The 25,584-nt window shown below is 50.5% G+C and carries 23 protein-coding genes; 6 read left to right on the top strand and 17 right to left on the bottom strand.

Annotated features, from left to right (window positions below; translation table 11 throughout):
• The first annotated feature begins 148 nt into the window (after window positions 1–148).
• The 3 genes from IC803_RS17360 (at window position 149) to IC803_RS18575 (ending at window position 3,412) form a co-directional block, all read left to right on the top strand.
• Entirely contained in the window at window positions 149–1,675 is a 1,527-nt protein-coding gene (locus IC803_RS17360; RefSeq protein ID WP_081207944.1) for an FAD-dependent oxidoreductase, read from the top strand.
• Between the two features lie 154 nt (window positions 1,676–1,829).
• On the top strand, window positions 1,830–2,792 hold the full coding sequence (gene manA, locus IC803_RS17355; protein WP_081207945.1) for a mannose-6-phosphate isomerase, class I: 963 nt from the start codon (window positions 1,830–1,832) through the stop codon (window positions 2,790–2,792).
• A gap of 431 nt (window positions 2,793–3,223) precedes the next feature.
• On the top strand, window positions 3,224–3,412 hold the full coding sequence (locus IC803_RS18575; RefSeq protein ID WP_081207946.1) for an IS3 family transposase: 189 nt from the start codon (window positions 3,224–3,226) through the stop codon (window positions 3,410–3,412).
• 197 nt (window positions 3,413–3,609) lie between these two features.
• On the opposite strand, the gene IC803_RS17345 is transcribed toward IC803_RS18575, so the two are convergent.
• Both IC803_RS17345 and IC803_RS17340 read right to left on the bottom strand, forming a co-directional pair.
• On the bottom strand, window positions 3,610–5,085 hold the full coding sequence (locus IC803_RS17345) for an alanine/glycine:cation symporter family protein (protein WP_190304231.1): 1,476 nt from the start codon (window positions 5,083–5,085) through the stop codon (window positions 3,610–3,612).
• Window positions 5,086–5,155: 70 nt separating this feature from the next.
• Window positions 5,156–6,328, bottom strand: coding sequence for a glycerate kinase (locus tag IC803_RS17340; protein ID WP_081207948.1), 1,173 nt, complete (start codon window positions 6,326–6,328; stop codon window positions 5,156–5,158).
• 735 nt (window positions 6,329–7,063) lie between these two features.
• Here IC803_RS17340 and IC803_RS17335 point away from each other — a divergent pair.
• From IC803_RS17335 to IC803_RS17325, 3 genes are all read left to right on the top strand, one after another.
• Entirely contained in the window at window positions 7,064–8,302 is a 1,239-nt protein-coding gene (locus IC803_RS17335; RefSeq protein WP_081207949.1) for a GGDEF domain-containing protein, read from the top strand.
• Window positions 8,303–8,486: 184 nt separating this feature from the next.
• A complete protein-coding gene (locus tag IC803_RS17330; RefSeq protein ID WP_081207950.1) occupies window positions 8,487–9,410 on the top strand; it encodes an NAD-dependent epimerase/dehydratase family protein in 924 nt (307 codons plus the stop codon).
• A 420-nt stretch (window positions 9,411–9,830) separates the two neighbouring features.
• On the top strand, window positions 9,831–10,538 hold the full coding sequence (locus tag IC803_RS17325; protein WP_081207951.1) for a glycosyltransferase family 8 protein: 708 nt from the start codon (window positions 9,831–9,833) through the stop codon (window positions 10,536–10,538).
• 108 nt (window positions 10,539–10,646) lie between these two features.
• On the opposite strand, the gene rlmH is transcribed toward IC803_RS17325, so the two are convergent.
• The 15 genes from rlmH to ssb form a co-directional block, all read right to left on the bottom strand.
• Window positions 10,647–11,126 carry a 23S rRNA (pseudouridine(1915)-N(3))-methyltransferase RlmH gene (gene rlmH / locus IC803_RS17320; protein WP_081207952.1) on the bottom strand — a complete coding sequence of 160 codons (480 nt, stop codon included), beginning with the start codon at window positions 11,124–11,126 and terminating at the stop codon, window positions 10,647–10,649.
• An 83-nt stretch (window positions 11,127–11,209) separates the two neighbouring features.
• Window positions 11,210–11,359: a CxxH/CxxC protein gene (locus IC803_RS17315; protein ID WP_081207953.1), complete on the bottom strand. Its 150-nt coding sequence runs from the start codon at window positions 11,357–11,359 to the stop codon at window positions 11,210–11,212.
• 64 nt (window positions 11,360–11,423) lie between these two features.
• Window positions 11,424–12,641, bottom strand: coding sequence for a S1C family serine protease (locus tag IC803_RS17310; protein ID WP_081207954.1), 1,218 nt, complete (start codon window positions 12,639–12,641; stop codon window positions 11,424–11,426).
• A gap of 100 nt (window positions 12,642–12,741) precedes the next feature.
• The gene (locus IC803_RS17305; RefSeq protein WP_081207955.1) at window positions 12,742–13,536 is read right to left on the bottom strand and encodes an MBL fold metallo-hydrolase; all 795 of its coding nucleotides are present in this window, start codon (window positions 13,534–13,536) and stop codon (window positions 12,742–12,744) included.
• A gap of 6 nt (window positions 13,537–13,542) precedes the next feature.
• Window positions 13,543–14,325: a two-component system regulatory protein YycI gene (locus IC803_RS17300; RefSeq protein ID WP_081207956.1), complete on the bottom strand. Its 783-nt coding sequence runs from the start codon at window positions 14,323–14,325 to the stop codon at window positions 13,543–13,545.
• Window positions 14,312–15,640, bottom strand: coding sequence for a YycH family regulatory protein (locus IC803_RS17295; protein WP_081207957.1), 1,329 nt, complete (start codon window positions 15,638–15,640; stop codon window positions 14,312–14,314). The genes IC803_RS17300 and IC803_RS17295 overlap by 14 nt, the downstream gene beginning before the upstream one ends.
• A complete protein-coding gene (walK, locus tag IC803_RS17290; RefSeq protein WP_081207958.1) occupies window positions 15,633–17,462 on the bottom strand; it encodes a cell wall metabolism sensor histidine kinase WalK in 1,830 nt (609 codons plus the stop codon). Before walK ends, IC803_RS17295 begins: the two co-directional genes overlap by 8 nt.
• Window positions 17,463–17,468: 6 nt before the next feature.
• On the bottom strand, window positions 17,469–18,179 hold the full coding sequence (gene yycF / locus IC803_RS17285; RefSeq protein WP_081207959.1) for a response regulator YycF: 711 nt from the start codon (window positions 18,177–18,179) through the stop codon (window positions 17,469–17,471).
• Window positions 18,180–18,405: 226 nt separating this feature from the next.
• Window positions 18,406–19,692 carry an adenylosuccinate synthase gene (locus IC803_RS17280; RefSeq protein WP_063167106.1) on the bottom strand — a complete coding sequence of 429 codons (1,287 nt, stop codon included), beginning with the start codon at window positions 19,690–19,692 and terminating at the stop codon, window positions 18,406–18,408.
• A gap of 160 nt (window positions 19,693–19,852) precedes the next feature.
• The gene (dnaB, locus tag IC803_RS17275; protein ID WP_081207960.1) at window positions 19,853–21,217 is read right to left on the bottom strand and encodes a replicative DNA helicase; all 1,365 of its coding nucleotides are present in this window, start codon (window positions 21,215–21,217) and stop codon (window positions 19,853–19,855) included.
• 94 nt (window positions 21,218–21,311) lie between these two features.
• Window positions 21,312–21,761, bottom strand: coding sequence for a 50S ribosomal protein L9 (rplI, locus tag IC803_RS17270; RefSeq protein ID WP_063167104.1), 450 nt, complete (start codon window positions 21,759–21,761; stop codon window positions 21,312–21,314).
• On the bottom strand, window positions 21,758–23,734 hold the full coding sequence (locus IC803_RS17265; protein WP_081207961.1) for a DHH family phosphoesterase: 1,977 nt from the start codon (window positions 23,732–23,734) through the stop codon (window positions 21,758–21,760). The genes rplI and IC803_RS17265 overlap by 4 nt, the downstream gene beginning before the upstream one ends.
• Before the next feature lie 46 nt (window positions 23,735–23,780).
• The gene (locus tag IC803_RS17260) at window positions 23,781–24,707 is read right to left on the bottom strand and encodes a YybS family protein (protein WP_081207962.1); all 927 of its coding nucleotides are present in this window, start codon (window positions 24,705–24,707) and stop codon (window positions 23,781–23,783) included.
• A gap of 85 nt (window positions 24,708–24,792) precedes the next feature.
• A complete protein-coding gene (gene rpsR, locus IC803_RS17255) occupies window positions 24,793–25,029 on the bottom strand; it encodes a 30S ribosomal protein S18 (RefSeq protein WP_008880812.1) in 237 nt (78 codons plus the stop codon).
• A gap of 33 nt (window positions 25,030–25,062) precedes the next feature.
• Window positions 25,063–25,557, bottom strand: coding sequence for a single-stranded DNA-binding protein (ssb, locus tag IC803_RS17250; RefSeq protein WP_020961642.1), 495 nt, complete (start codon window positions 25,555–25,557; stop codon window positions 25,063–25,065).
• Between the last annotated feature and the right edge of the window lie 27 nt (window positions 25,558–25,584).

The raw sequence follows: 25,584 nt of genomic DNA, 5'->3' as shown, positions 1-25,584 counted from the left end.
TCTTGTCTCTCCATTTCTATTGTATCATCTTTCATTCTCCTTGCGGACGGTTGCCAAAAAAAGAAAACGGTTGTGGATCTATGGAATAACCAGCCATGGCAAAGAGCAAACTACAGAAAACAATATTGGCATACAAGGAGGCATACATATGTCATCCCTCCCTTCTACTGTTGAACCATATTGGCGCGATTCCGTCCCGCTTCCGTCTTTTCCGAAGCTTGATGAAGACGTTTCCGTCGATGTCACGGTCGTCGGCGGCGGCATTTCCGGCATCACGACCGCTTATTTGCTGGCGACGCAAGGAGCGCGTGTTGCTCTGCTTGAAGCCGACCGGCTGCTCAACGGGACGACGGGCCACACGACGGCGAAAATTACCGCCCAGCACGATCTCGTATACGATGAATTCCTCAACCATTTCGGCGTCGAGAAGGCACGCCTTTATTATGACACCTGCATGGATGCACTCGGCTTCATCCGCCGCACGGTTGAACAGCACCGGATCGACTGCGACTTTTGCGAACAGGACGCCTACATTTATACGACATCTTCCTCTTCATTCCAAAAATTAGTGAAAGAGTGGGAGGCGTACGAACGGCTCGGCATCGACGGCGCTTTCGTTGAGTCGATCCCGCTCCCGCTGTCGGTGAAAGCGGCGGTTGTGATGAGGCGGCAAGCCCAGTTCCATCCGCTCAAATATTTAGTCAAACTTGTCGATGCCATGACACAGGCGGGGGGCGCCGTTTACGAATACACGCCGGTTGCCGACATCGAGCAAGGGGAACGGCTGTCTGTCGTGACGCGCGACAAAAAGCGGGTTGAATGCGACCATGTCGCCGTCTGCTCCCACTTTCCGTTTTATGACGGCGGGTTTTACTTTTCCCGCATGTATGCTGAACGGTCATACGTATTAGGAGTGACGACTGCCGAGCCGTATCCGGGCGGTATGTATTTAAGCGCCGACGACCCGAAGCGCTCGGTCCGTTCCGCGACGGCGAACGGCGAGACGCTTATTCTCATCGGCGGGGAAAACCATAAAACCGGCCAAGGGGTGCCGACGATGCGCCATTATGAGGCGCTTTCCTCGTTTGCCTCACAGCTGTTTACGGTGAAAGACATCCGTTACCGCTGGTCGGCCCAAGACTTGACGACGCTTGATAAAGTGCCATATATCGGACCGATGACCGCCGATGCGCCAAACATTTATGTCGCGACAGGATACCGAAAGTGGGGGATGACGAACGGAACCGCCGCAGGGATGTTGCTGTCTGACCTCATTCTCGGCCGCGACAACCCATATCGCGACTTGTACTCCCCGTCGCGCTTTTACGCTGACCCGAGTGTGAAGCAGTTTTTCACGACAAACCTTGATGTCGCCAAACATTTATTGGCTGGCAAAATCGAGCCGGCCGTCCGCCGGCCGCAAGACTTGGCGCGCGGTGAGGGGGCGGTCGTCTCGGTCAATGGAAAACGGGCCGGCGCTTACAAAGACGAAGCGGGGACGCTCTATGTCGTCGACACGACGTGCACCCATATGGGCTGTGAACTCGAATGGAACAGCGGCGACCGGACGTGGGACTGTCCTTGCCATGGCTCGCGCTTTTCGATCGATGGTGATGTCGTCGAAGGCCCGGCGAAGCAGCCGTTGAAGCGCATTGAACTCGATGAATCGCCTTGATGCGCGGCCGCCTGTAAGCGCAAAATGTTCATTTTTTCCTGATGAGGGGGATCGTATGTTCGTTTCCCCTCATCATTTTCGTTTTCCGACGGTGTATTTCATGGTAAGATGAAAGCAGAATCACCGTAATTTCTACTGTTTTGGGGGGAACGATATGCATCAAGAACCGATTTTTCTCACTCCTGTCTTTCAAGAACGCATTTGGGGCGGCACGAAGCTCGCCGAACGGTTCAGCTATGATATCCCGTCATCACAAACAGGGGAATGTTGGGCCGTATCGGCCCATCCGCACGGGCAAACAGTCGTCGCCCGCGGGCCGTTTCAAGGGATGACGCTTGGACAGCTATGGGAGGAGCGCCGCGACTTGTTCGGCCATTTTCCATCCGATCGCTTTCCGTTGCTGACGAAAATTTTAGACGCCAACGCCGACTTGTCCGTTCAAGTCCATCCCGACGATGAATACGCAAAAACGCACGAAGGCGGGGAGCTCGGTAAGACAGAATGCTGGTACATTATCGACTGCAAGCCAGGCGCCCAGTTGATTTACGGCCATCATGCCAAAACGAAAGAAGAGCTGCGCGCCATGATGGAGGCGGGAGAATGGGATCGTTTGCTGCGGAAAGTGCCGATTCACCCTGGCGACTTCTTCTATGTCCCAAGCGGCACGATCCACGCCCTTTGCGAAGGGACGCTTGTCCTTGAGACGCAGCAAAGCTCTGATACGACTTACCGCGTCTACGATTACGACCGCATCGACAGCCAAGGGCGGAAGCGGGGACTCCACTTGGAGAAGGCAATTGACGTCACCACTGTCCCGCACCGCGACACCGATGTCCATCCCCATGTCGCCGACATGCCTGGCGCGACTGTGACGACCTTTGTGGAAGGCGACTACTTTGGCGTCCAAAAGTGGGACGTCCGCGGCGAAGCTGAGTGGGAGCAGACGAAGCCGTTTCTCATCGTCAGCGTCCTCCAAGGGGAGGGCGAGCTCGCTTGCGGCGGGCGGACATACCCGATCCGCCAAGGCGACCATTTCATTTTGCCGCACCAGCTCGGCCGGTTTGCGGTTCGCGGTGCGCTTGAAGCCATTGCCTCTTGGCCGCGGACGAATAATTGAACAACTTGCCTCCCTTAACAAATCGATTTCAATATAAGAAAAAAGGTGTCCCGTTGTGATATGATCCCCTTATAGTAGACAGAAAAAGAAAGTCCACTATTCTGTTTACTATGGAGGGGAGTTTTCTATAGGAAAAATACGGAAAACATATGATGTGGAATTTAAACTAAAAGCCGTGGATTTATATTCCAACGAGGGAACGAGGGCATGGGCTATAAAATCGTGGCGAAAGAATTAGTGATTGCCCTTTCTATGGTGCGTCGATGGGTAAAACGCTAAGAACAAGAAGGAATACAGGGGCTGGAGGAAAAACAAGGAAAGGCGAAAGGACCAAGCAAAGGAAGACCGAAAACTCGTCTAGAAGATCCTGAAACGAAAATCAAGCGTCTGGAAGCGGAAGTAGAGATGTTAAAGGTAGGAAAGGAGACTGTTTGGACAATGCCTGTGTAGAAAACTTTTTTAGTCATTTCAAGGCTGAGTGTTTCCATCTGTACTCGTTTCGCACAGCCGAAGAGGTGAAGGATGCCGTACACCAATATATTCATTTCTATAACCACGAACGTTTCCAAAAGAAATTAAACAACCTGAGTTCTTATGAATATAAAACTCAGGTTGCTTAAGTGTTTTTTTATTCCTGTCTACTTGACAGGGGACACTTCATTGTCCTAAGGACACCTTTTCCTATTTTCATCTATCGCAAAGAAATAATAGAACCATGCGGCTCAACATAACAGTTTTACAAAATAACCATATGCTTTTCCTTTCACCTGAAAGCTAGTGGTAATCGGTCTTCAGAACGGCCAAAAGAGGGCTTTATCTATTTTCCGCTTACCGCTTTTGTTTCCCGCTCCTTGTAATCGTACTCCCAAAAATCAGCACCTTCAATGCCGAGTTTCACCGGGTCAAACACGGGATCTTTCCCCTCTTTTTTCTGCTGTTCGTAGTCTTTTAACACTTTGAGTGCCGGTTTGGCCAACAGCAGGATGGCGACCAAGTTTAGCCATGCCATGCTCCCTACTCCGATATCGCCGAGCATCCAAGCGAGGCTTGCTGTTTTGACAGAACCATAGAAAACAACAGCCAGCATGACGATCTTCAAAGCAAACTGAAATGTCCGGATATTTTTCCACTTCAGTAGCCGTCCTAGGTACGTGAGATTTGTCTCAGCCATATAGTAGTAGGCCATGATCGTTGTAAAGGCAAAGAAGAACAAAGCAACGGCGACAAACGGTGCACCAAGATCAGGGAAAACGGTTTCAACTGCCTTTTGTGTGTAGGTCGGGCCAGGCTCTACGTCGCCAAGAGTTTGCACAATCGGCGCTTTTCCTTCTGGCGTCACATTATACATGCCCGTCATTAAAATCATAAAGGCCGTCGCCGAACAAACAAACCAAGTGTCAATATAGATCGAAAACGCTTGAACGAGACCTTGCTTCGCCGGGTGCGACACCTCAGCTGCTGCCGCTGCGTGCGGAGCCGTCCCTTGCCCTGCTTCGTTAGAGTAGATACCACGCTTAACCCCCCAAGAGATAGCCGCTCCTAAAATGCCTCCGAACGCGGCATCAGCACCGAATGCACTGCGGAAAATTAAACTAAACACTTCTGGTACTTTTCCTATATTGACCAAGATAATAATAAGTGCCATTAAAATATAGCCGATGGCCATAAACGGTACAATGAATTCAGCCGTTCGAGCGATGCGCCTTACACCACCTATAATGATGATACCCACCAAAATGACAATCCCGATTCCTGAGACTGCTGGATGAATTGAAAAGGCGTTTTTCATCCCCTCAGCAATGCTGTTGGCCTGAACACCCGGAAGAAGGACGCCGGTCGCCAATACAGTGACGACAGCAAACAGCGCGGCATACCATTTCCATTTCAACCCTTTTTCAATATAATAGGCGGGGCCGCCGCGAAACTGACCGTCTTGTTTCGTCTTGTACACTTGAGCCAACGCCGCTTCAGCGAACGCCGAACCGGCTCCGACGAAGGCGATGAGCCACATCCAAAACACCGCACCCGGACCACCATAAGCGATGGCCGTCGCCACCCCAGCGATGTTCCCGGTGCCGACACGACCGGAGAGCGCCAATGAAAGCGCTTGAAATGATGAAATTCCTTCATCCGAACTTTTACCGCGAAACATTTGCCTGATCATCTCGGCAAAATGCCGAAGCTGCAAAAAACGAGTCGATAGTGAAAAAAACAAGCCCACAACAAGACAAAGGATAATCAACGCTGGACTCCAAACAAGATTGCTGACCGTTTCCACCCATTTTTCCATCATCCATCCCCTTTCTGTTTTTGTAATACAAGTTTTATTATAAAGTATTTTTATTTTTTCGTCATTATACTTGTTAAAAACTTTTCTCTCTTCTACGGGAAAAAGTCCCTTCCATTTGACCGAGTCGATAAACGGAAGCAATGTGCCTCGCTGCTTGTGACAAATAATATTCCGCATCCTTTAATGCTTTTTCAAGCGACACGACGCCCGGAACGATCGTAAATAGCGCGTCAATGCCGTGATCCAATACGGCCGCACTATCGTCGCCCAGCGACCCGGCGATGCCGATGACTGGGACGCCGAACCGCTTCGCTGTCTTGGCCACGCCAATCGGCGTTTTGCCAAATACCGTCTGTCCGTCGATTCGCCCTTCGCCGGTGATGACTAAGTCCGCCCCTTTGACGCGCTCGGCGAGCTGGACCGTTTCGATCACAATATCAACACCGCGCTTTAATTCGGCCGGAAGAAACGCAAGCAACCCCGCTCCTAAGCCGCCAGCCGCGCCTGCACCCGGGATGTCGCCCACTTGTTTGCCGAGTTCGCGGTGGATCACGTCGGCGTAATGGGCTAAGTTTCGGTCGAGGATCGCCACCATGTCCGGTGTCGCCCCTTTTTGCGGCCCGAAAATAGCCGCCGCCCCTTTTGGACCGGTCAACGGGTTGTCGACGTCGCAGGCCACATCAATGCGGACGCTCTTGAGGCGCGGATCGAGTCCGGAAAGGTCGATTGCCTGCAAGTCGGCGAGCGCCCCGCCGCCTGAACGGATGTCGCGGCCGTCGCGGTCTAAAAGCCGCCCGCCAAGCGCCTGCACCATGCCGGCGCCGCCGTCGTTTGTCGCGCTGCCGCCGAGGCCGATGATCAGATGGGTGGCGCCAGCGTCAAGCGCGGCGCGGATCAGTTCCCCTGTCCCTCGTGTCGTCGTCACCAACGGATTGCGCCGGTCGCGCGGGACAAGATGCAGTCCTGAGGCGGCCGCCATCTCAATCACGGCTGTCTTCCCGTCACCAAGCAAGCCGAAAAACGCCAACACCGGCTCGCCGAGCGGACCGGTCACTTTGACTTCCACGATGCGGCCACCGGTCGCGTCAACGAGCGACTGCACAGTCCCTTCTCCGCCGTCGGCCATCGGCACTTTCACGTATTCAGCTTCCGGAAACACCGTCCGAAATCCGCGTTCGACCGCCTCAGCGACTTCGAGCGCAGAAAGGCTTTCTTTAAACGAATCCGGGGCAATCACGACTTTCATCTTTTTCCCTCCTCCGCGTTATGAACCAAAACGAGACACGCTAAAACAACAGCGTGGAAAAACTTTAATTATGAAACGATCGGCGGCTCGCATGGCACGACATTAAGCCGTTCTTTTTCCTATCTGACCATTTTTCGCTGCCGTTTAGGAAATGTTCCCGTACGACGAATGGTGAAAGAGGGCCGGTGATTTAAGGAGAGGGACTGCTCCCAATCAGCATTTTTCAAATTGGGAAATCTCGCCTCTCTATTAGCTTTATTCCTTTCCATTTCTCATCAATCGAGCGAATCTATTGTTTTTTCACCAGCCATAAAGACAGCCGCTGGCAAAGCCAAATCGCGCCAGCCATCTTGAACCCCCCGTCCGATCGCCCCTTTCGTTGCCCATATTATATACGAAACAACCGACATCCAGCTACACTGTTTTGTAAGGAACGAGAACAGCTAGAGGCGGTTGTCAAATTTTGTGGAAAAAAAGTGAAAATAAGCGCCGTTTTTTCTATTTTCAGAATTAGATATATAGTACTATAATAGATTTAACAAGATGTTCGTTTGTTCCAATTGGGAACATATTCGCGCCGCAAAACGGCGGTTTCGAAATTCGCTATCCGCCATTGTCTGCCAATGCCCCATATGTTTGCTTAAGTCCGCTGACATATGGGTAGCCGCCCTTTTTTGGCATCGCTTCGCCAGCGTCGAAGTTGTCAGAGGTCAGATCATAGGAGAGAGAGCTGAGATGTTACTCCGAGCACGACCGATTATTTTGGCTGTTTTTTTCGTGTCGATTGCCATTGTTTTTGTGTCAAAACCGGTTTCTTTCAATCGCACGTATGTCATCGCCTTGCTGTTTTACTGGCTGTTTTCTAGCTTATATTCCCACTTGCGCGTCGTGGACAAAACGAAAAACAATATTCCGGTTGACTACGGCATTAACTACAGCTTATCGTTCGCCTTGTTTGCCGGCCCGCTTGGGCTGTTTATTTTTGAAGCATTATTTCGCCTAACTGAACATATGACAAAAAAATACTTGAAGACAGCAGAGCCGGATGAATGGCTGCACACACTGTATAACATCGGTTCTTTTGTGACATTCAATTCATTAGCGTTTGCCTTGTACGACCTTCTCTATCCGCTGTTTCAGCCTGTTCCGTTCATCGGCTTTTGGTTGCTTATCTTTCTGCTCGTCATCATCGTTTCCTTTTTGACCGACTGCTGCCTCATCATCATTTTTTATATAACCGGTGACATTCGGACGCAGCGCGAAGCACTCGATTTTATGAAAACAAGAAGTTGGACGGATATGGGAAAAACGGCGCTGACGAACGGCCTGTTATTTCTCTTTTTGCAAGAACAGCAATGGGATATGCTCTTGAGCTTGTTTTTGCTCAATTACTTCGTCAGCCGCTCGTTCTTTTCCAAATCGCAAAGCATCCAGCATAAACTAGAACGCGATCACTTTGAAAGAATGGCGTATACCGACTTTCTGACCGGCGTTCATAACCGCGCCTACATGGACAAGACGATCACCAAGTTAAATGGAACAGGCGAATGGATTGGCGTTGTCGTCGCTGATATCGACAATTTTAAAGCCATTAACGACACATACAACCACGCTGTTGGCGACGAAGTGATCCGCCACTTTGCCTTGACATTGAGACGATTCCTGAAAGAGGATGATTTTTTGTTTCGCAGCGGCGGGGAAGAGTTTACCATGTTTTTGCGCCATCGCACATTTGAAGAAAGCGTCCGGCTTGTCGAGGAGATTCGAGAAGCAGTGCGCCATAGCACGGTGTTGATCGAGTACATGACGGCGAAACGTCCCATTGCCTATACGTCGTCCTTTGGTCTTTACTTTTTCCAGGCAGAGGGGAGCATGTCGATCGAAAAAGCGTACATTTATGCTGATCATTTATTGCTTCGTTCGAAAGAAAGCGGCAAAAATAAAGTATCGGCCCAGTGTGGGGGAGTTGCATAATGAGCAACTCCTTTTCGTTTCTTTCCATCCAATGCACCATTTATCTTGCGCAAAAACCATACAGTTCTCATACACTAACTAAAAAGCGGGGCTATCCTTGATCGCACTGCTAAGGCAACCCCTTCATTCTTGAGCTGTTGGCAGAGATGGCTTGGATGGCCGGGATCCAAAAGGGGGCTCACCATTGAAAGTTTTCGTGACCGGTGGCTGTGGGTTTATCGGCTCCCATATTGTCGATTTGCTGGCGGAATCGGGGTATGATGTGATCGTGATTGACGACCTTCTAACAGGATCGGCATCCTTTCTCCATCCGAAAGCGAAATGGCATCGCACCGACCTCTTATCTTCCGCTGAGATTGATGCCTTGTTTGCACGCGAAAGACCAGATTACGTCATCCACCAAGCAGCCCAAACTCATGTCTCCGCTTCAATTCTTGACCCCGCTGCCGACGCTAGGATCAACATTTTGGGGACGTTAACAATTCTTCGTTGCTGTGTCAAGCACAAGGTGAAAAAAATGATCTTCGCCTCCTCATGCGCGGTTTACGGCGATGCCGGCGACATCAGCATCACCGAGTCGTTCCCCACCCGCCCTGCTTCCTTTTATGCCGCCTCGAAGCAGACGGCTGAGCTGTACATCCGTCTCTTTCATCGTCATTACAACCTCACATATACGATATTACGATACGCCAACGTGTACGGACCGCGGCAATCTGCCAAAAATGAAGGCGGCGTCGTAGCGGCGCTCATCCATAAACAGCTTGCCAAGGAAGCGCCGATCATATTCGGCGACGGCAACCAGACGCGCGATTTTGTGTTCGTCAAAGACGTCGCCCGGGCAAACTGTCTCGCTTTGACCAAAGGAGACAATGAAACGTTCAATATCGGCACAAACAAAAAGACAACGATCAACGAGCTGGCCGCGCTCATTTCTTCCTTCTTCCCTTCACCAATCAGCTGCCTTTACCATCCCGAACGGCCTGGGGACATCCGCCATAGCCGTTTGAATGCCGACAAAGCAAAGCTGATGCTTGATTGGCAGCCGGCATACAATCTGGAAACCGGTTTAGCGGAGACCGTGCATTTTTACAAAACGAACAGACGTTAGAAAAAACCGCCATCTTTAAACAGAAGATTGGCGGCTTTCTTTTCCATTGATTTGCGGGCGGTCAATATGGTTTGTAACACAAATGCTCTAGAAGGCTGGTGAAAAACAGCTGTTCCCCTTGATCGATGAGGGAACGTGTGAAAAGCGGTACCGATGCTACACGGTTTTTCTATTTGTTGAGAAATGATGCTGGGAAGCGGCCTACTTTAAATCACCGGCCTTCTAGAAGGTCGGTGAAAAACGGCTGTCACGAGCAAATCAGCGGCATTTCGCTAAAAAAGAAAGTTGATTCCGAAAGGTTTCTCTAATTAAGAAACAGTAGGACGAAAGAAAAGAAATAGTTTAGTAAGGTGGTGAGGGTCCCATTTGATCCATCTTGTTACAGCGACTAACGACGCATACGCCTTGCCTCTTGGAGTGATGTTAAAGTCGTTGTTTGCCAATAAAACGTCCGAACATCGTGTCACTGTTTATGTATTGCACGAAACGTTATCGGAACAAAATAAACGAAACTTAGAAAAAGTATTAAAAAAACATAACCAACAGCCGATTTTTTTGCCTGTTACTGATCCTACTTTCTCTGGGTTGAAAGAAACACATTATATTACAAAAGAAATGTACTACCGCATTGCGATTCCAGACTTGCTTGGTTCGGAAGTGAAAAAAGCGCTTTATCTTGACTCCGACCTCATTGTCAAAGAAGATATTTGCGAACTATGGGAAACAGACATCGATGACTACTTCGTCGCTGCTGTCGAGAGCGTCGATGCCCAAGGAAGAAAAAAGGACTTATTGATCCCTGACGATTCTCGTTATTTTAACTCCGGCGTCTTGTTAATCAATACGGAAAAATGGCGCGAACACAACATATCCGCCAAAGTGTTCGAATTTATCCGGACATATCCGGAAAAACTCATCCATCCGGACCAAGACGCGTTAAACGCCGTTTTACACGACAAATGGCGGCTTTTGCATCCAAAATGGAATTATACAACAGGTCATGTTAAATTGCGCTTGCGCATGAAACCGGCCATCATCCATTTCACCGGCCCAAAAAAACCATGGAACGCCCATCATCCACTCGCAAAACAATATTTGAAATACAGGAAAAAAGTGGAGTGGACGTAGAGGAAACAAATCGTTGGTTGGCAACGTTAAACTGCAACAAAATAGACGTTTCATCCCACCTCTAAAGAAGTGGGCTTTCACGTCTATTTTTTGTAAAAGGGGAGAAGCTCACTTGTGATACGGTTCCCCCCGGTTAATGCGAAACGCGCGGTAAATTTGCTCAAGCAAAATAAGACGCATCAGCTGGTGTGGAAACGTCATTTTCGAAAACGACAACGTTTCATCGGCGCGCGCCATCACTTGTTTGCTTAAGCCGAGCGAGCCGCCGATGACAAAAGCCACCTTGCTTTTTCCGTAAGTGGCGAGCTCATCAAGGCGGGTGGCGAATTGCTCGGACGATTTCATTTTCCCTTTAATGGCGAGTGCGATGACATGGGCATCGGGCGAAATTTTCGCCAGCAGCCGCTCGCCCTCGCGCTCTTTTATTTGTTCTTCCTCGAGTTCGCTCGCCCTCTCTGGCGTTTTTTCGTCAGCAACTTCAATGATCTCTATTTTGGCGTATGCGGATAGACGCTTTGTATACTCGCTCACCCCAGCGATCAAATATTTTTCCTTCAACTTACCTACAGCTATAATGGAGATATGCACAAGCGATCCCTACCTTATAAACAACTTATCAACAACATTTATCCACATATGCACAGCACATATCCACATGTTGTGCAAAAATATTAGTTTCCTACTACATATACAGCCTTTTTTTCACAAAAACTGCACTGTTTTTCGTTGTTATCCACAGGTGCAAGATCGGGCGCCTGTTCAGTCTCATCCACATATTCGTCAATGGCGATATCAATATGTTCTTCACATGTGAATATCATCTTTCCCGCCCCTTTCTTTGTGGAAAAAAGAAGGAGCGTTTCCGCTCCCTCCATTTGTGTTTGTTTAATACGACTCGCGCGCTAATTTCAGCGTAACGGTCCGTTTCTCCCCGTCGCGATAAAACGTCACTTCCATTCGATCACCGATCGATTTTTTTGTGTACAAATACTTGCGCAAGTCAAGCACGTTACGGATTTTTTCACCGTCAAGCGCCACAATGACGTCAAACTGCTGCAAGCCTGCTTGCGCAGCCGGCGACATCGGAACCACTTGGATGACCGCCACTCCTTCCGTCACGTTCGGCGGCAAATGAAGCGTCGCCTGCCAATGATACGATGGGATATCGCTGAGCGAGCGGAGCTCCACGCCCATGTACGGGCGGCGCACTTGCCCGTATTTCTCTAAGTCAGAAATAATCGGGGTCGCTGCATTGATCGGGATGGCAAACCCGATCCCTTCAACTGCTTCTTGGGCAATTTTCATCGAATTGATGCCGATCACTTGTCCTTTGATGTTCACGAGGGCGCCGCCGCTGTTGCCCGGGTTGATCGCCGCATCTGTCTGCAGTACTTCCGCGTTCCAGTCCGGTGCGCCGTCTTGATCCAAGTCGACTTCCACCGTCCGGTTCGTCCCGGAAATAATGCCTTGTGTCACCGATCCAGCGAACTGCAAACCGAGCGGATTGCCGATGGCGATGACCGGTTCGCCCGGCTTCACCGTATCGGAGTTGCCGAATGGGGCGACTTTTTTCACATGTTTCGCATCAATTTCCAACACGGCCAAATCCATAAGCACGTCGCTGCCGAGCAGCTTCGCCGGCACTCTCGTCCCATCTTTCAAACTCACTTCCAACTGGCTGGCGTTTTCGACGACGTGGTGGTTTGTGACGATAAACGCCCGACCGCCCGCCTTCTTGTAAATGACGCCCGACCCGACGCCGGCTTCGCCGCCTTGCGACCAGAAGCCCGCTGCTTGAATATTGACGACGCCGACGACCGCATCGGATACTTGATCGATCGCTTTCGTCACCGCTGTTGTCACATCAACCGAAACACTTTGCTGGATGGGGGGAGCTCCATTTTCCTCTTCTCGTTCTCCTTCTCCGCCCTGTGGCGGCACGACATCGTACGGGAGGACGTCCCAACGAGAAAGCGCCGGGATGGACATAAGGACGAGCAGCCCCCCTAGTACAGCGCCGACAAGCGCAGAAACGAACGAACCACTGCGCCGTTTTCGTCTTGTCTGTCCGTGCGGCTCATAATGGTCATCGTAATATCCCATGCTCACCACCCCTTCCTCATTCGTCTCCATCCCTCATTATAATCATGAACAGGAGGAAAAATCCAACAATGCATGTTCCTCAGTTTAGACAAATTGGTCATCATACATACGCCAGCGCTGTCGCCTGGCGCGGGTCGGTATCGTACAAACGAAAGCGGATACCGACCGCCAGACCCCTTTGCTCGAGCGTTTGCGCCACGGTCATGCGCGCCAGCTCCTTCATATTGTTATCTTGGCTTAAATGGGCCAAATAAATTTGTCTCGTCCGTTCGCCGATCACATCAGCAAGCGCCAGACCCGCTTCTTCATTCGAAATATGGCCGACATCGCTTAAAATGCGGCGCTTGACGTTCCACGGATACCTCCCCATTCGCAACATCCCGACATCATGATTGCTCTCCAGCACAAATACGTCGGCATTTTCAATCGTCTTTTTCATCCGCTCGCTCACATAGCCGGTATCGGTCAGCAAGGCGAGCTTTTTGCCCCCGGAGTGAAAGACGTAAAACATCGGTTCGGCTGCATCGTGAGAAACGCCGAATGATTCAACGTCGACATCGCCGAACGTTCTCACCGCGCCGAGCGGAAAGACAAACTTTTGCTCGGTCGGGATGTCGCCGACAGCCTGCTCCATGGCCCGCCACGTTTTTTCATTCGCATAAATCGGCAGGCGGTACTTGCGGGCAAGGACACCAAGTCCTTTAATATGGTCGCTATGTTCATGGGTCACAAGGAGCGCGTCAAGCTGCTTCGGATGACGGCCGATTTCCGCGAATAACTGCTCCAACTGTTTGCCGCTTAATCCGGCATCGACAAGCAGACGCTGGCGATCTGTTTCGATATAAAAAGCGTTGCCAGTACTGCCGCTTGCCAGTACACTAAATCGCATGGTCATCTGTTTTCACTCCAGCACATTCCCTTGATCATTAATGACTTGCCCTTCAAACGCATTGACAAAATAGTCTTCCTTCCGGTTGACAACGATATGCCATGTCGGCGTCAGCACTTGCGAGGCGGTAAATTGGACAAGCCCGTAGTAACCAAGCTCGACCTCGGTGACGCGATCCCCCGGTTGTAAATGCCCCTTTCGATAAAGTGTCTCAATCGCCTTAATGGCCGGAACGATATCTTGTTTCCGTTCGTACTTTTCCAAGTCATCGAGCATCGTCTGTTCATAGGACAGCGCTTCCCGCTGCTCGTTGACGTGGATGACGAGCTTGCTGTTTTCATTGCCGTAAATCATTTTGCCGTCGTACACTTGATAACAAGTCACCGTTCCTTCCTTTTCATCAAATGACCAGAAGGCGTACTGTGCTCCGTTTAAGATGTGGCGCTGTAAAAACTCGCGCAGTTGGTATGGATCGTCGACGTTTAGAGCGACCGGATGAGTGAACGTCCCTTTCAACTTCGTTTCCCCTTTAATTTCTGCTCTTTGTCCGGAGAGTTTTTTCGTATCGGCGGCGGTGAACGACCGGCTTTTGCCGCTCACATACGCCGCTTTCGTCACCTCTTTCGGTAGTTCGACATACGTAATGCCGTTCGCCTCGAGCTGTTCTTCAATCGTCGTTTCTAAAATGACGTCAAGCTGGCTGCTGTTTCGCTTTTCCATAAACTGATAGACTAAAAAGCAATCAAGGATGAGGAACACAATAATAAAAATCGTCTTCGTTTTATTCCAGTCCATTGGTTCCCCCTCCTCTGCTCTCTTCGCCAACGTTCACCTTTTTCCACGTTTGCCCGTACAAATAAAACCAAGCCGGTTCCAGACGGATCACCTTTTCCCGTTCCGGATCTTTGACGAGCTCATAGCCGATGGCGATATCTTTCACGAGCGCTTTACGGATGCCTTTCATTGCCCCAAGCTGCTTGACAATATCGCGGCCGGACGGCAACGTTTTCGGGGTGCGGTTGCGGTCAGCAATTTCAAGGCGGAACAGCGGACGCTGGTATTTCATTAAATCGCTCGCTCCCCATGTTTCCACGATTTCTGACATGCCATATTCGTTGAAAACCGGATAGCCGTTCACAACCAGGCGGAAAATGACTTTCCGGTCTTCTTCACTCCAGCGGGCAAAATGGTACAGATCGGTCCAGCCGCCATGTTCGTTAACAAAATCGATGCTTTTTTGAATGAGATGGGTTTCCGATTTCATTTGACTAATGTTCGAGACGCGCGCTGCCGGGTTGACATACAACAGCGTACGTTGGAGAAAATCAACATCCATCAGCCGCGAACCGTCCGTATACTCTTCACCAAATGGGATCAAATCTTTTTTGACAAAGCTCGGATCGCTAAACAGCGCCTCTTTAAATTTATCGACATCTAATTCATCGGTATAGTATTGCAAGCTGCTGAGCGCCACTTCGCTTTCCGGCAAGTAAAGCTGTTTCGTCTCGCTGACCGGATAAGCAAAATAACGGGGAAAATGGTTTGTTTCTTTCGCCAGCCGGCTGATCATCGCCAAGGAGGCGCTGCTGGCGGTCGCTCGGTAAACTTTGCGCTTATCTGTCGAGATAAAGTACACTGGAAACTCGTCTTCTCCGCCAAGAGGGACGAGAATACGATCGAATGACAAATCGTCCAGTCCTTTATCTTCGACAGTGAAAATTAACCGGTATATGTCAATCGGCACTTCGTCTGGATAAATAATTTCCAGCCGCTCTTTGCCATTTAAAAATGTCAAAAACTTTCCCGGTGAAACAGAAGACGAAATGTTTTCGAAGTCGTCAAACGTCCACTTTTCCATTTCTTTCAGCACTTCATTTTTCTCTTCTTCCTTCGTTACGGCATAGTGAACACCATTTTTATGGATGAGCATCTGCTTCGGCTGCACAACCATTGCCGTATCCACTTGCGTGTTGCTCACGGAAACGTGCTGAATGTACTCGTCGTTTTGCAGCACGTCATATTTCGGGTAATATGTCCATAAAACGAACGTCAACGTAATGCTAATAAACACGAGCACTGTCAATACGACTGTTTTGATCGCCTCATACATCGTACCAGTCATCCTTTTGCTCTCGGTCTAACGGCAACGTAAAGTAAATCGTCGTCCCTTTATGTTCTTTGCTTTCCGCCCAAATCGTCCCGCCATGGGCGAGCACGACTTCTTTGGCAATGGCCAGCCCGAGGCCGGTGCCGCCCAATTTGCGCGACCGTGCCTTATCGACCCGGTAAAAGCGCTCAAAAACTTTAGCCAAATCCGCTTTCGGGATGCCGACTCCTTCATCGCTGACGCTGACGATGATCTCATCAGCCAGCTCGCGCACACGGAACGTGATCGTCCCGCCGTGAGGAGAGTATTTTAATGCGTTGGAAATAATGTTGTCCAACACTTGCGTAATTTTATCTTCATCCACTTCAATGAAAATCGCCTCGCGCGGAATTTTGCGGACGAACCGGATGTTGTCGCTTTTCGTCAGCTCAAATCGATCAATAATCTTATGAAAATAAGCTGAGAAGTTAATCCACGTTGTTTTCAGTTTATAGTCTTTGCTGTCGAGCTTGGACAGATGAAGCAAGTCATTGACAAGCCGAATCATTCGTTCGGTTTCGTTTTGCACCACTTGAATGAACCTTGGTGCGATCTCCTTGTCTTGCCAAGCGCCATCCGCTAACGCTTCTAAATAACTTTTCATCGTCGTCAGCGGCGTGCGCAATTCATGCGACACATTGGCGACGAACTGCCGCCGCTCGCGGTCGATTTTTTCCTGCTCGGTAATGTCGTGCAAAACGACGATCAACCCGTTGACAAATCCGCCCTCTTTTTGAATGACGGACAACGATGCGCGCAAAATATACAATTCCTCATCCGTGCTGAAATCCAAAATGAGCGAATCGCGCTCCTCGAGCAGCGTTTCAAACGTATATTGATCAGCGATGCCAAGCACATCGACAATCGAACTCGACAGCACTGTTTCACGTGAAACATTCAAAATGTTGATCGCTGCGTCATTAATCAAAATCACGCAGCCGCGGCGGTCGGTCGCGATCACCCCATCAGTCATATGCGTCAGCACCGACTCAAGTTTGCGCCGCTCCCCTTCGGTCGTCGCCTGCGCTTCTTGCAACTTTTTCGTCAAGTTGTTAAACGTCATCGCTAATTGACCAATTTCATCATAGCCATACACTTTCACCTTGCGGGAAAAATCGCCTCTCGTCATCGCCAGCGCTTGCCGACGCATATCGGAAATGGGCCGGGTGATCGTGCGCGACAAAAAAATGCCGAGCACGGCGGTAATGGCGAGGGCGATCCCCGTCCCGGTCGCCAAAATCATATTAATTTGCCGCATTTGTGAAAAGACGTTTTCCATTGAGGCGATGACGTAAATGACGCCTTTGACTTCCCCGCTCGTTTTGATCGGCGTCGAGGAAATGTACATGCGATAGCCTGTCTTCGAATCGAGCAGCATCCGATCGACAATTTCCCCCGTGACGAGCGAACGTTTCACATAAATCTCCGTCGTTCGCTTCCCGACGATGTTTTGCATGTACGGGTTGGATGTCGCCAATACTTTTCCTTTCTCATCGATGAAGCGCACCTCTGAAATATCTTGGGAAACGAAATCATGAAGAAGCGAACGGATGTCTTCCTCCAATGTCGGGCTTTTCTCATCCCGCTCCCGATTCATCGCCTGCTCCACGTTATAAGCAAGCAGCGTCACCCGTTCGTTCAATGAGCTTTTGAAGTTTTGCACAAGTTCCGTTTCCAGCTTGCGGACAAAGTACACGCCGATAATTTGCATGGCGATGAGAATCAACAATACGTAAATGATGACAAACTTAAAGTGGATCGAACGAAATGGACCTACTTTTTTCATCTCGGTTCATGACTCCTGTTCTGGGTTGCGCAAATAGTAGCCGACCCCCCGCCGAGTAACGATCCATGACGGATGAGAAGGGTTGTCCTCAATTTTTTCGCGCAGCCGCCTTACCGTCACATCGACCGTGCGCACATCGCCGTAATAGTCGTAACCCCAAACCGTTTGCAGCAAGTGTTCGCGCGTCATCACCTGGCCAATATGTTTTGCCAAGTAGTGAAGCAGTTCAAATTCGCGGTGGGTCAATTCAATCGTTTCCCCACGCTTTTGCACAACGTAGGCATCCGGGCGGATCACAAGCGAACCGATGACGATTTCATTCGTTTCGTTGTCCTCCTCTTGGGAAGCCGTTTGCGCATGGCGGCGCAAGTTCGCTTTCACCCGTGCCAACAACTCGCGCGTGCTGAAGGGCTTTGTCACGTAATCGTCCGCCCCGAGCTCCAGTCCAAGCACTTTATCAATCTCTGAATCTTTCGCTGTTAGCATAATGATCGGCATATCATATTTTTTTCGTACTTCACGGCACACTTCCATCCCGTCTTTTAGCGGAAGCATAATATCGAGCAAAATTAAATCCGGCATGGTTTCTTCAACTTTTTGAAGCGCTTCTTCACCGTCGTAAGCGCAAATTACTTCGTATCCTTCTTTTTGCAAGTTAAATTGCAAAATATCCGCAATCGGTTTTTCATCATCAACGACTAAAATGCGTTTTTCCATCTGGCTCACATCCTTCCTTTGGCGATGGAATGCTATCATTACTAATTTACCATGTTACGACGATGAAATCACTCTTTGCTGATTACCATTTTGAGGGGCAGGTTGGTCGACCTCCCACCTCCCAAAGGATGGCAAGCTTCGAAAGCATCATTCTCCCGCGCGAAAACGATGAAAAAGGCATAGACGCACACGCATCTATGCCTGTTTTCTATCCGCTGCTGGCCGCTTACGCGTAGACACTGCGGACGACGTTTGTTTGCGAGCGATCCGGACCGACGGAGAAAATCGAGAGCGGAATGCCGGTGAGCTGGGAAATGCGCTCGACGTAATGGCGGGCGTTGGCCGGCAGCTCGTCTAAGCTTTTCACACCGGTGATGTCTTCCGTCCAACCCGGCAATTCTTCATAAATCGGCTCGCATTCAGCCAATACTTTTAAGCTGGCCGGAAATTCCTCGATCACTTCGCCGCGATAGCGGTAGGCAACGCAAATTTTTAACGTTTCAATGCCGGTTAAGACGTCAATCGAATTGAGCGACAAATCGGTAATGCCGCTCACCCGACGGGCATGGCGGACGACGACGCTGTCAAACCAGCCGACGCGGCGCGGACGGCCAGTTGTGGTCCCATATTCGCGGCCGACTTCGCGGATGCGATCGCCGATTTCATTGTGGAGCTCGGTCGGGAACGGTCCGTCGCCGACGCGCGTCGTGTACGCTTTCGCCACTCCGACGACGTGCTTGATTTTCGTCGGCCCAACGCCGGCACCGATCGTCACCCCGCCAGCCACCGGGTTCGACGATGTGACAAATGGATATGTCCCTTGGTCGATATCGAGCATGACGCCTTGCGCCCCTTCAAACAAAACGCGGCGCCCTTCATCGAGTGCATTGTTCAATACGACCGAGGTGTCGCAAACGTACTTAGCGATTTGCTGGCCGTATTCGTAGTATTCTTCGAAAATGTCTTCCAGCCGGAAGCCTTCAACTCCGTACACTTTTTCAAACAGCATGTTTTTCTCTTCTAAATTGCGGGCCAGCTTTTCCGCAAACACATCACGGTCGAGCAAATCGACGATGCGGATGCCGATGCGCGCCGCTTTGTCCATGTATGCCGGCCCGATCCCTTTTTTCGTCGTGCCGATTTTGTTCGCGCCTTTCCGCTCTTCTTCCAGCCCGTCCAGTTTTAAATGGTACGGCAAAATGACGTGGGCGCGGTTGCTGATGCGCAAGTTGTCGGTCGAAACGCCGCGCTCATGCAAATACGAAAGTTCAGCGACGAGCGCTTTCGGGTCGACAACCATTCCGTTGCCGATGACACAAATTTTGTCTTTATAAAAAATGCCCGACGGGATTAAGTGCAGCTTATACTTTTCCCCGTTAAACACGATCGTGTGTCCAGCATTGTTTCCTCCTTGGTATCGGGCAATCACTTCCGCATTTTCCGATAAGAAGTCAGTAATTTTTCCTTTCCCTTCATCGCCCCATTGTGTGCCGACAACAACAACTGACGACATGGCGAGCACCTCCAGTTTCCTCGGTCTAAACATTGTAAGTGTAACAGTTTTCAAGCATAAAGTCAATGAAACACGAACATTCAAAACGATTATAAGTCCTTTTATTCGTTTATTTACCAAGGCAATGAAAAGATGCACCCTTCGTCGACACCGCATCGTTTTATGCTCCCGGCGGAATTTGCGCCTCATCGAAGCGGCGCTCTAAGTTGACAAATTTATTATACTCCTTGATAAAAGCGAGCTGCACGGTCCCAACCGGACCGTTGCGCTGTTTGGCGATGATGATCTCGATAATGTTTTTGTTCTCGGAATCTTTGTTATAGTAATCGTCGCGATATAAAAAGGCGACAATATCCGCATCTTGCTCAATGCTTCCGGATTCGCGAATGTCGGACATCATCGGCCGCTTGTCTTGGCGCTGCTCGACGCTGCGCGACAGCTGTGACAAGGCGATGACTGGCACCTCAAGCTCGCGGGCGAGCGCCTTTAACGAACGGGAAATTTCTGACACTTCCTGCTGGCGGTTTTCTTTGCTGCGGCCGCTTCCTTGGATAAGCTGCAAATAGTCAATGACAATCATGCCAAGGCCGCTTTCTTGTTTCAGCCGACGGCATTTGGCGCGAATATCACTGACGCGGATGCTCGGCGTATCGTCAATATAAATGCCGGCGTTCGACAAGCTTCCCATCGCCATCGTCAGCTTGCCCCAATCTTCCGGCGTCAGTTTGCCGGTGCGCAAGTTTTGCGCATTGATGTTGCCCTCCGCGCAAAGCATCCGCATCACAAGCTGTTGAGCGCTCATTTCCAAACTGAAAATGGCGACATTTTCGTTTGTTTTCGTCGCCACGTTTTGCGCGATGTTTAAGGCGAACGCCGTTTTCCCGACCGATGGCCGGGCGGCGACGATGATCAAATCACTCCGCTGAAAGCCGGATGTCATCCGGTCAAGCTCAGTAAACCCGGTCGGGATGCCGGTAATTTCCCCGCTCCGGTTGTGAAGCATCTCAATGTTGTCGTACGTTTGAACGAGAATGTCCTTAATATTTTTAAAGGCGCCCGAATGTTTCCGCTGGGAAACCTCCATAATTTTTCGTTCTGCTTCATCAAGGAGAAGGTCGATCTCGTCTTCTCTTGTATAGCCGTCTTGAGCGATCGATGTCGCCGTGCGGATGAGGCGGCGAAGCACCGATTTTTCTTCCACGATGCGGGCGTAATATTCAACGTTGGCCGCTGTCGGCACGGCGTCGGCGAGCTCGCTTAAGTATGAGACGCCGCCGATTTCTTCAAGCTGCTCGGAAGCGGCAAGTTCCGCCGTCACTGTAACTAAATCGACCGGCTCGCCTTTGTCGGCGACGCGAAGCATGGCGTGGAAAATTTTTTGATGGGCCGCGCGGTAAAAATCTTCCGGAATCAACATTTCCGAAGCGAGCGTTAACGCAGTGGGATCTAAAAACACGGCGCCAAGCACAGCCTGCTCGGCTTCAATGCTCTGCGGAGGAATTCGTTCAGAAAAAAGTTCGCTCATCGTTTCACCACCTTTTCCCCTGTTCGCCGATAAGCAAGGAAGCCCCGCCGCAGCGGGCGGGGGCATCTTCGCATCTGAGAGTGAACCGTCACCGTTATTTTTGTTCCGTCACGTGCACTTTTAACGTTGCTGTCACTTCCGGATGAAGCTTCACCGGTACGTTTGTATATCCGAGCGCACGAATGGCATCGGCAAGCTCAATTTTCCGCTTGTCGAGCTTCAGGCCGTGCTGGGCTTGCAGCGCTTCGGCGATTTGCTTGCTCGTGATCGAGCCGAACAAACGGCCTCCCTCGCCTGCCTTCGCCGCAATTTCCACCGTCAACTTTTCAAGCTGCTCTTTTAACTTTTTGGCATTCGCCAGCTCTTCTGCCGCTTGACGCTGTTCCTTTTGTTTTTGGGCTTCGAGTGCTTTTACATTCGCCGGCGTCGCTTCAATGGCCAGCCCTTGTTTGAACAAAAAGTTGTTCGCATAACCGTCGGCGACGTTTTTGATTTCCCCTTTTTTTCCTTTCCCTTTTACATCTTTTAAAAAGATGACTTTCATGCTGGCTTACCCCCCTCAAAATAATCAAGAATCGCTTCACGCAGCTGCCGCTCTGCCTCTCCGACCGTCACCCCGGAAAGCTGAGCGGCGGCATTCGTTAAGTGCCCGCCTCCGCCAAGCCGCTCCATAATCACTTGCACATTGACATCGCCGAGCGAGCGGGCGCTAATGCCGACGGTTCCGTCGGCCCGCTTGGAAATAACGAACGAAGCGACAACACCGCTTAACGTAAGAAGCGTGTCGGCCGTCTGCGCGATTAGCACTTGGTCATGCACTTCGTTCTCGTCCCCTTTAGCGATGGCGATGCCATGCTCGTCGATCGCTGCCCGCTCAATCAGCTTCGCCCGTTTGACGTAATTGGCTACGCTTTCCCGCAGCAGCTTTTGCACGAGCACCGTATCCGCCCCTTGGGCGCGCAAATACGACGCCGCATCGAACGTCCGTGAACCGGTGCGGAGCGTGAAGCTTTTCGTATCGACGACAATGCCGGCGAGCAGCGCTGTCGCTTCAAGCATCGACAGTTTCACCCGTTTCGGCTGATACTCCAACAACTCCGTAACGAGCTCAGACGTCGACGAGGCGTACGGCTCCATATAGACGAGAATCGGCGCCTCAATAAATTCTTCGCCGCGGCGATGGTGGTCGATGACGACGACATGGTCGGTGCGGTACAACAGCCGCTCTTCAATGACAAGCGACGGCCGATGTGTATCAACGACGATCAGGAGCGTATCTTCCGTCACGAGCTCAAGCGCCTGTTCCGGCTTGACGCACCTTGCCCATAACTCAGCCTGTTTTTTCATTTCCTCAAGCAGCCGCTGCACCCCAGCATCCGTTTTCGCAGCATCAATGACAAGAAATCCTTCCTTTTGGTTCGATTGAACGACTTTTAAAATGCCGATGGCGGCACCGAGCGCGTCCATATCCGGATATTTATGCCCCATGATGAGCACTTTATCACTCTCGGCGATCAGTTCGCGAAGCGCGTGGGAAATGACTCGGGCGCGGACGCGCGTCCGCTTTTCCATCGGGTTCGTTTTGCCCCCGTAAAACTTGACTTTTCCGTTTCCTTGCTTAATCGCCACTTGGTCGCCACCGCGCCCTAACGCTAGGTCTAAGCTCGATTGGGCGAGCGCCCCAAGTTCTGGAAGCGAGGACACGCCGGCGCCGATGCCGATGCTTAATGTGAGCTGAACCTGCTGTTTTGCCGTCTGCTCGCGCACTTCATCCAAAATCGAAAACTTGCTTTTTTCCAATTGGGTCAGTATATGCTCGTTCAATACGGCAATAAATCGGTCGGATGACGTTCGTTTTAAAAAGATGCCGTAATCATTTGCCCAACGATTTAATATGGACGTAACAAGGCTGTTCATTTGGCTTTTCGCCTGGTCATCCATCCCTTGGGTAATCTCATCGTAATTGTCGAGAAAGATGATCGCCAATACTAGCCGCTCCGCCTCATACCGCCGTCTCATCTCCATATGTTCGGTGACATCGAAAAAGTAAAGGAGCCGTTCATGGCGGCGGACGATCACTTTCAGCTGTTTTCCATTCAGTTCAATGATCTTTTCGTCCGTTTTGCCTTTTTTGACAAAGGCAGCCAACGGCTCGGAAAGTTCAGCGAGCGGGCGGCCTACTAACGTCTGTTCGTTAAAGCAAGCCGCTAAAAATCGGTTCGACCATTCGATTTCGCCTTCCTCATCGATGAGCATAATGCCGATCGGCATCCGCATCAGCGCTTCCTCGTTGACTTTTTTTACTCGGTGCGACAGGTTAGAAATATATTGTTCGAGCTCCTTGTGTAAAGAGCGTTGCGACCAAATAACGTAGTAAAGCAAAAACCCGACGCCGAGAAGACCGACGAGCCCAAGCAGCCATTGAAAATAAAACAAGCCAACAGCCATGAGCACCGCCAGAGCGGCTAACGCATAGGACGGATAGCGGTACGCTTTCCTTTCATAAAAATGGAACATTCAAGTCAGCTCCTACACTGAAGAAATGGCTCACCTTATCCAATTATTATATGCGGCGGCGCAAATCAAATCCTAAATCAATTATACCGAATATCGCCACAAGATAAAGTAGAAAAGGCAGGAATAAGCAAATAACCGTCCCCGCCGCGACAACGCCTTTCCCTACGCCTTTTTTGTGAGCGGCGTAGTACAAAAACGAAAACCCTTGTACAATCATGGCCAGCTGCAACACATAAGAGACGTTCAAGACGGCAATGTACGGAAATGTCCCCTCTTCAAGCGGGAGTAGGGAAAGAACGAGCACAAGGACGTAGATCCATAATACGCTTTTGGGCAAGGAGAGCTCACGAAACGGCGGCCACGTGCCGACCGGGAGCTCCAGCCGTTTCATGACCGGCAGCGAGACGATGATCGTCACGTACGCCAGCGCAAACGAAGCGACGACAAACAAAGTCGGAATCATGTAGCCGATCAAGACAATGGCTTGCTCAAACTGTTTTTTCATCTCCGCTGGCGGCGCTTGGCCCATTCCTTCCATCACGCGCATGGCCGTATCAAACGATTCGCGCACTAGCGCGAGCGTATCTTGAATCATATCCACTTGCAGAAACTGAATCGAGATGATATAGTCAAGCACAATGTTGGCTAAAAATACGAGCGCGCCAACGAGCAAAACAAGATAACGATTTTTCTTTTTCGCCAGCATCGCACCGACCGCTATGCCAACGGTTCCGAACATGAGCGCCATCGGCAGCGACAAAAGCGAGCCGACTAGGCCGGAAACGGCAAGCGCTGCCGCAAGCAGCAGCCAGGCGGGAGCGAGTCCGTGGCGCATTGTAAACACCATAAACGGAAGCGCTAAAAACAAGGCAGCGACGAAACCGATGAACGGCACATATAACGCGAGCAAAAACAAAACGGCAAACAGTGCAAGTTCAATCGCTGCTTCGGTGAGAGCATGCGTCTTTCGCAATGAACGTTCCCCTTTCTAACTAGGTTGACCGGCATAACATAAATAGAAAAAAGCAGTAAGGTCCCCCTTACTGCTTTTTTTCGGCTCACTCGTCCGCAACGTACGGCAAGAGTGCCATTTGGCGCGCGCGTTTGATCGCGACCGTCAATTTGCGCTGATATTTCGCGCTCGTTCCCGTCACGCGGCGCGGTAAAATTTTGCCGCGTTCGGAAATGAATTTTTTCAGCAAATCGACGTCTTTGTAGTCGATATGCGTGATGTTATTCGCCGTGAAATAACATACTTTGCGGCGTTTGCCGCGTCCGCCTTTCCGTCCTGCCATTACCAATTTCCTCCCTTCTGCTTCTTTCATTTTCTAAAACGGCAAATCATCGTCAGAAATATCGATTGTCTGACCGTCATTGGCGAAAGGATCTTCATCGATGCGGCCAAACCCTTTTTCATTCGGATGCCGGTGGTTCTGATCTTGTCCGAATGGGAATGGATCCCCATAGTAGCCGCCCGCTGCTGCCCCTCGTTGCTCGTTGCTTCCTTTTGGCTCAAGAAATTGGACGTTATCAGCCACCACTTCCGTCACATACACGCGCCGGCCTTCTTGGTTTTCATAGCTGCGGGTTTGCAGCCGGCCGTCCACCCCGGCCAAGCTTCCTTTTTTCAAGAAGTTGGCGACGTTTTCCGCCTGGCGACGCCAAACGACACATTGGATAAAATCGGCTTCCCGCTCGCCCTGCTGGTTCGTGAACGGGCGGTTGACCGCGAGCGTAAACGTGGCAACAGCCACTCCGCTTGGAGTGTAGCGCAACTCCGGATCTTTCGTTAACCTGCCGACTAAGATGACACGGTTAATCATCAGAACCACCTCTTAACATGTCCAAAA

The organism is Geobacillus sp. 46C-IIa (genome assembly GCF_014679505.1).
Taxonomy (GTDB): domain Bacteria; phylum Bacillota; class Bacilli; order Bacillales; family Anoxybacillaceae; genus Geobacillus.
The sequence above is the reverse complement of the archived record's forward strand: the minus strand, read 5'-3'. Positions and strand labels throughout refer to the sequence as shown.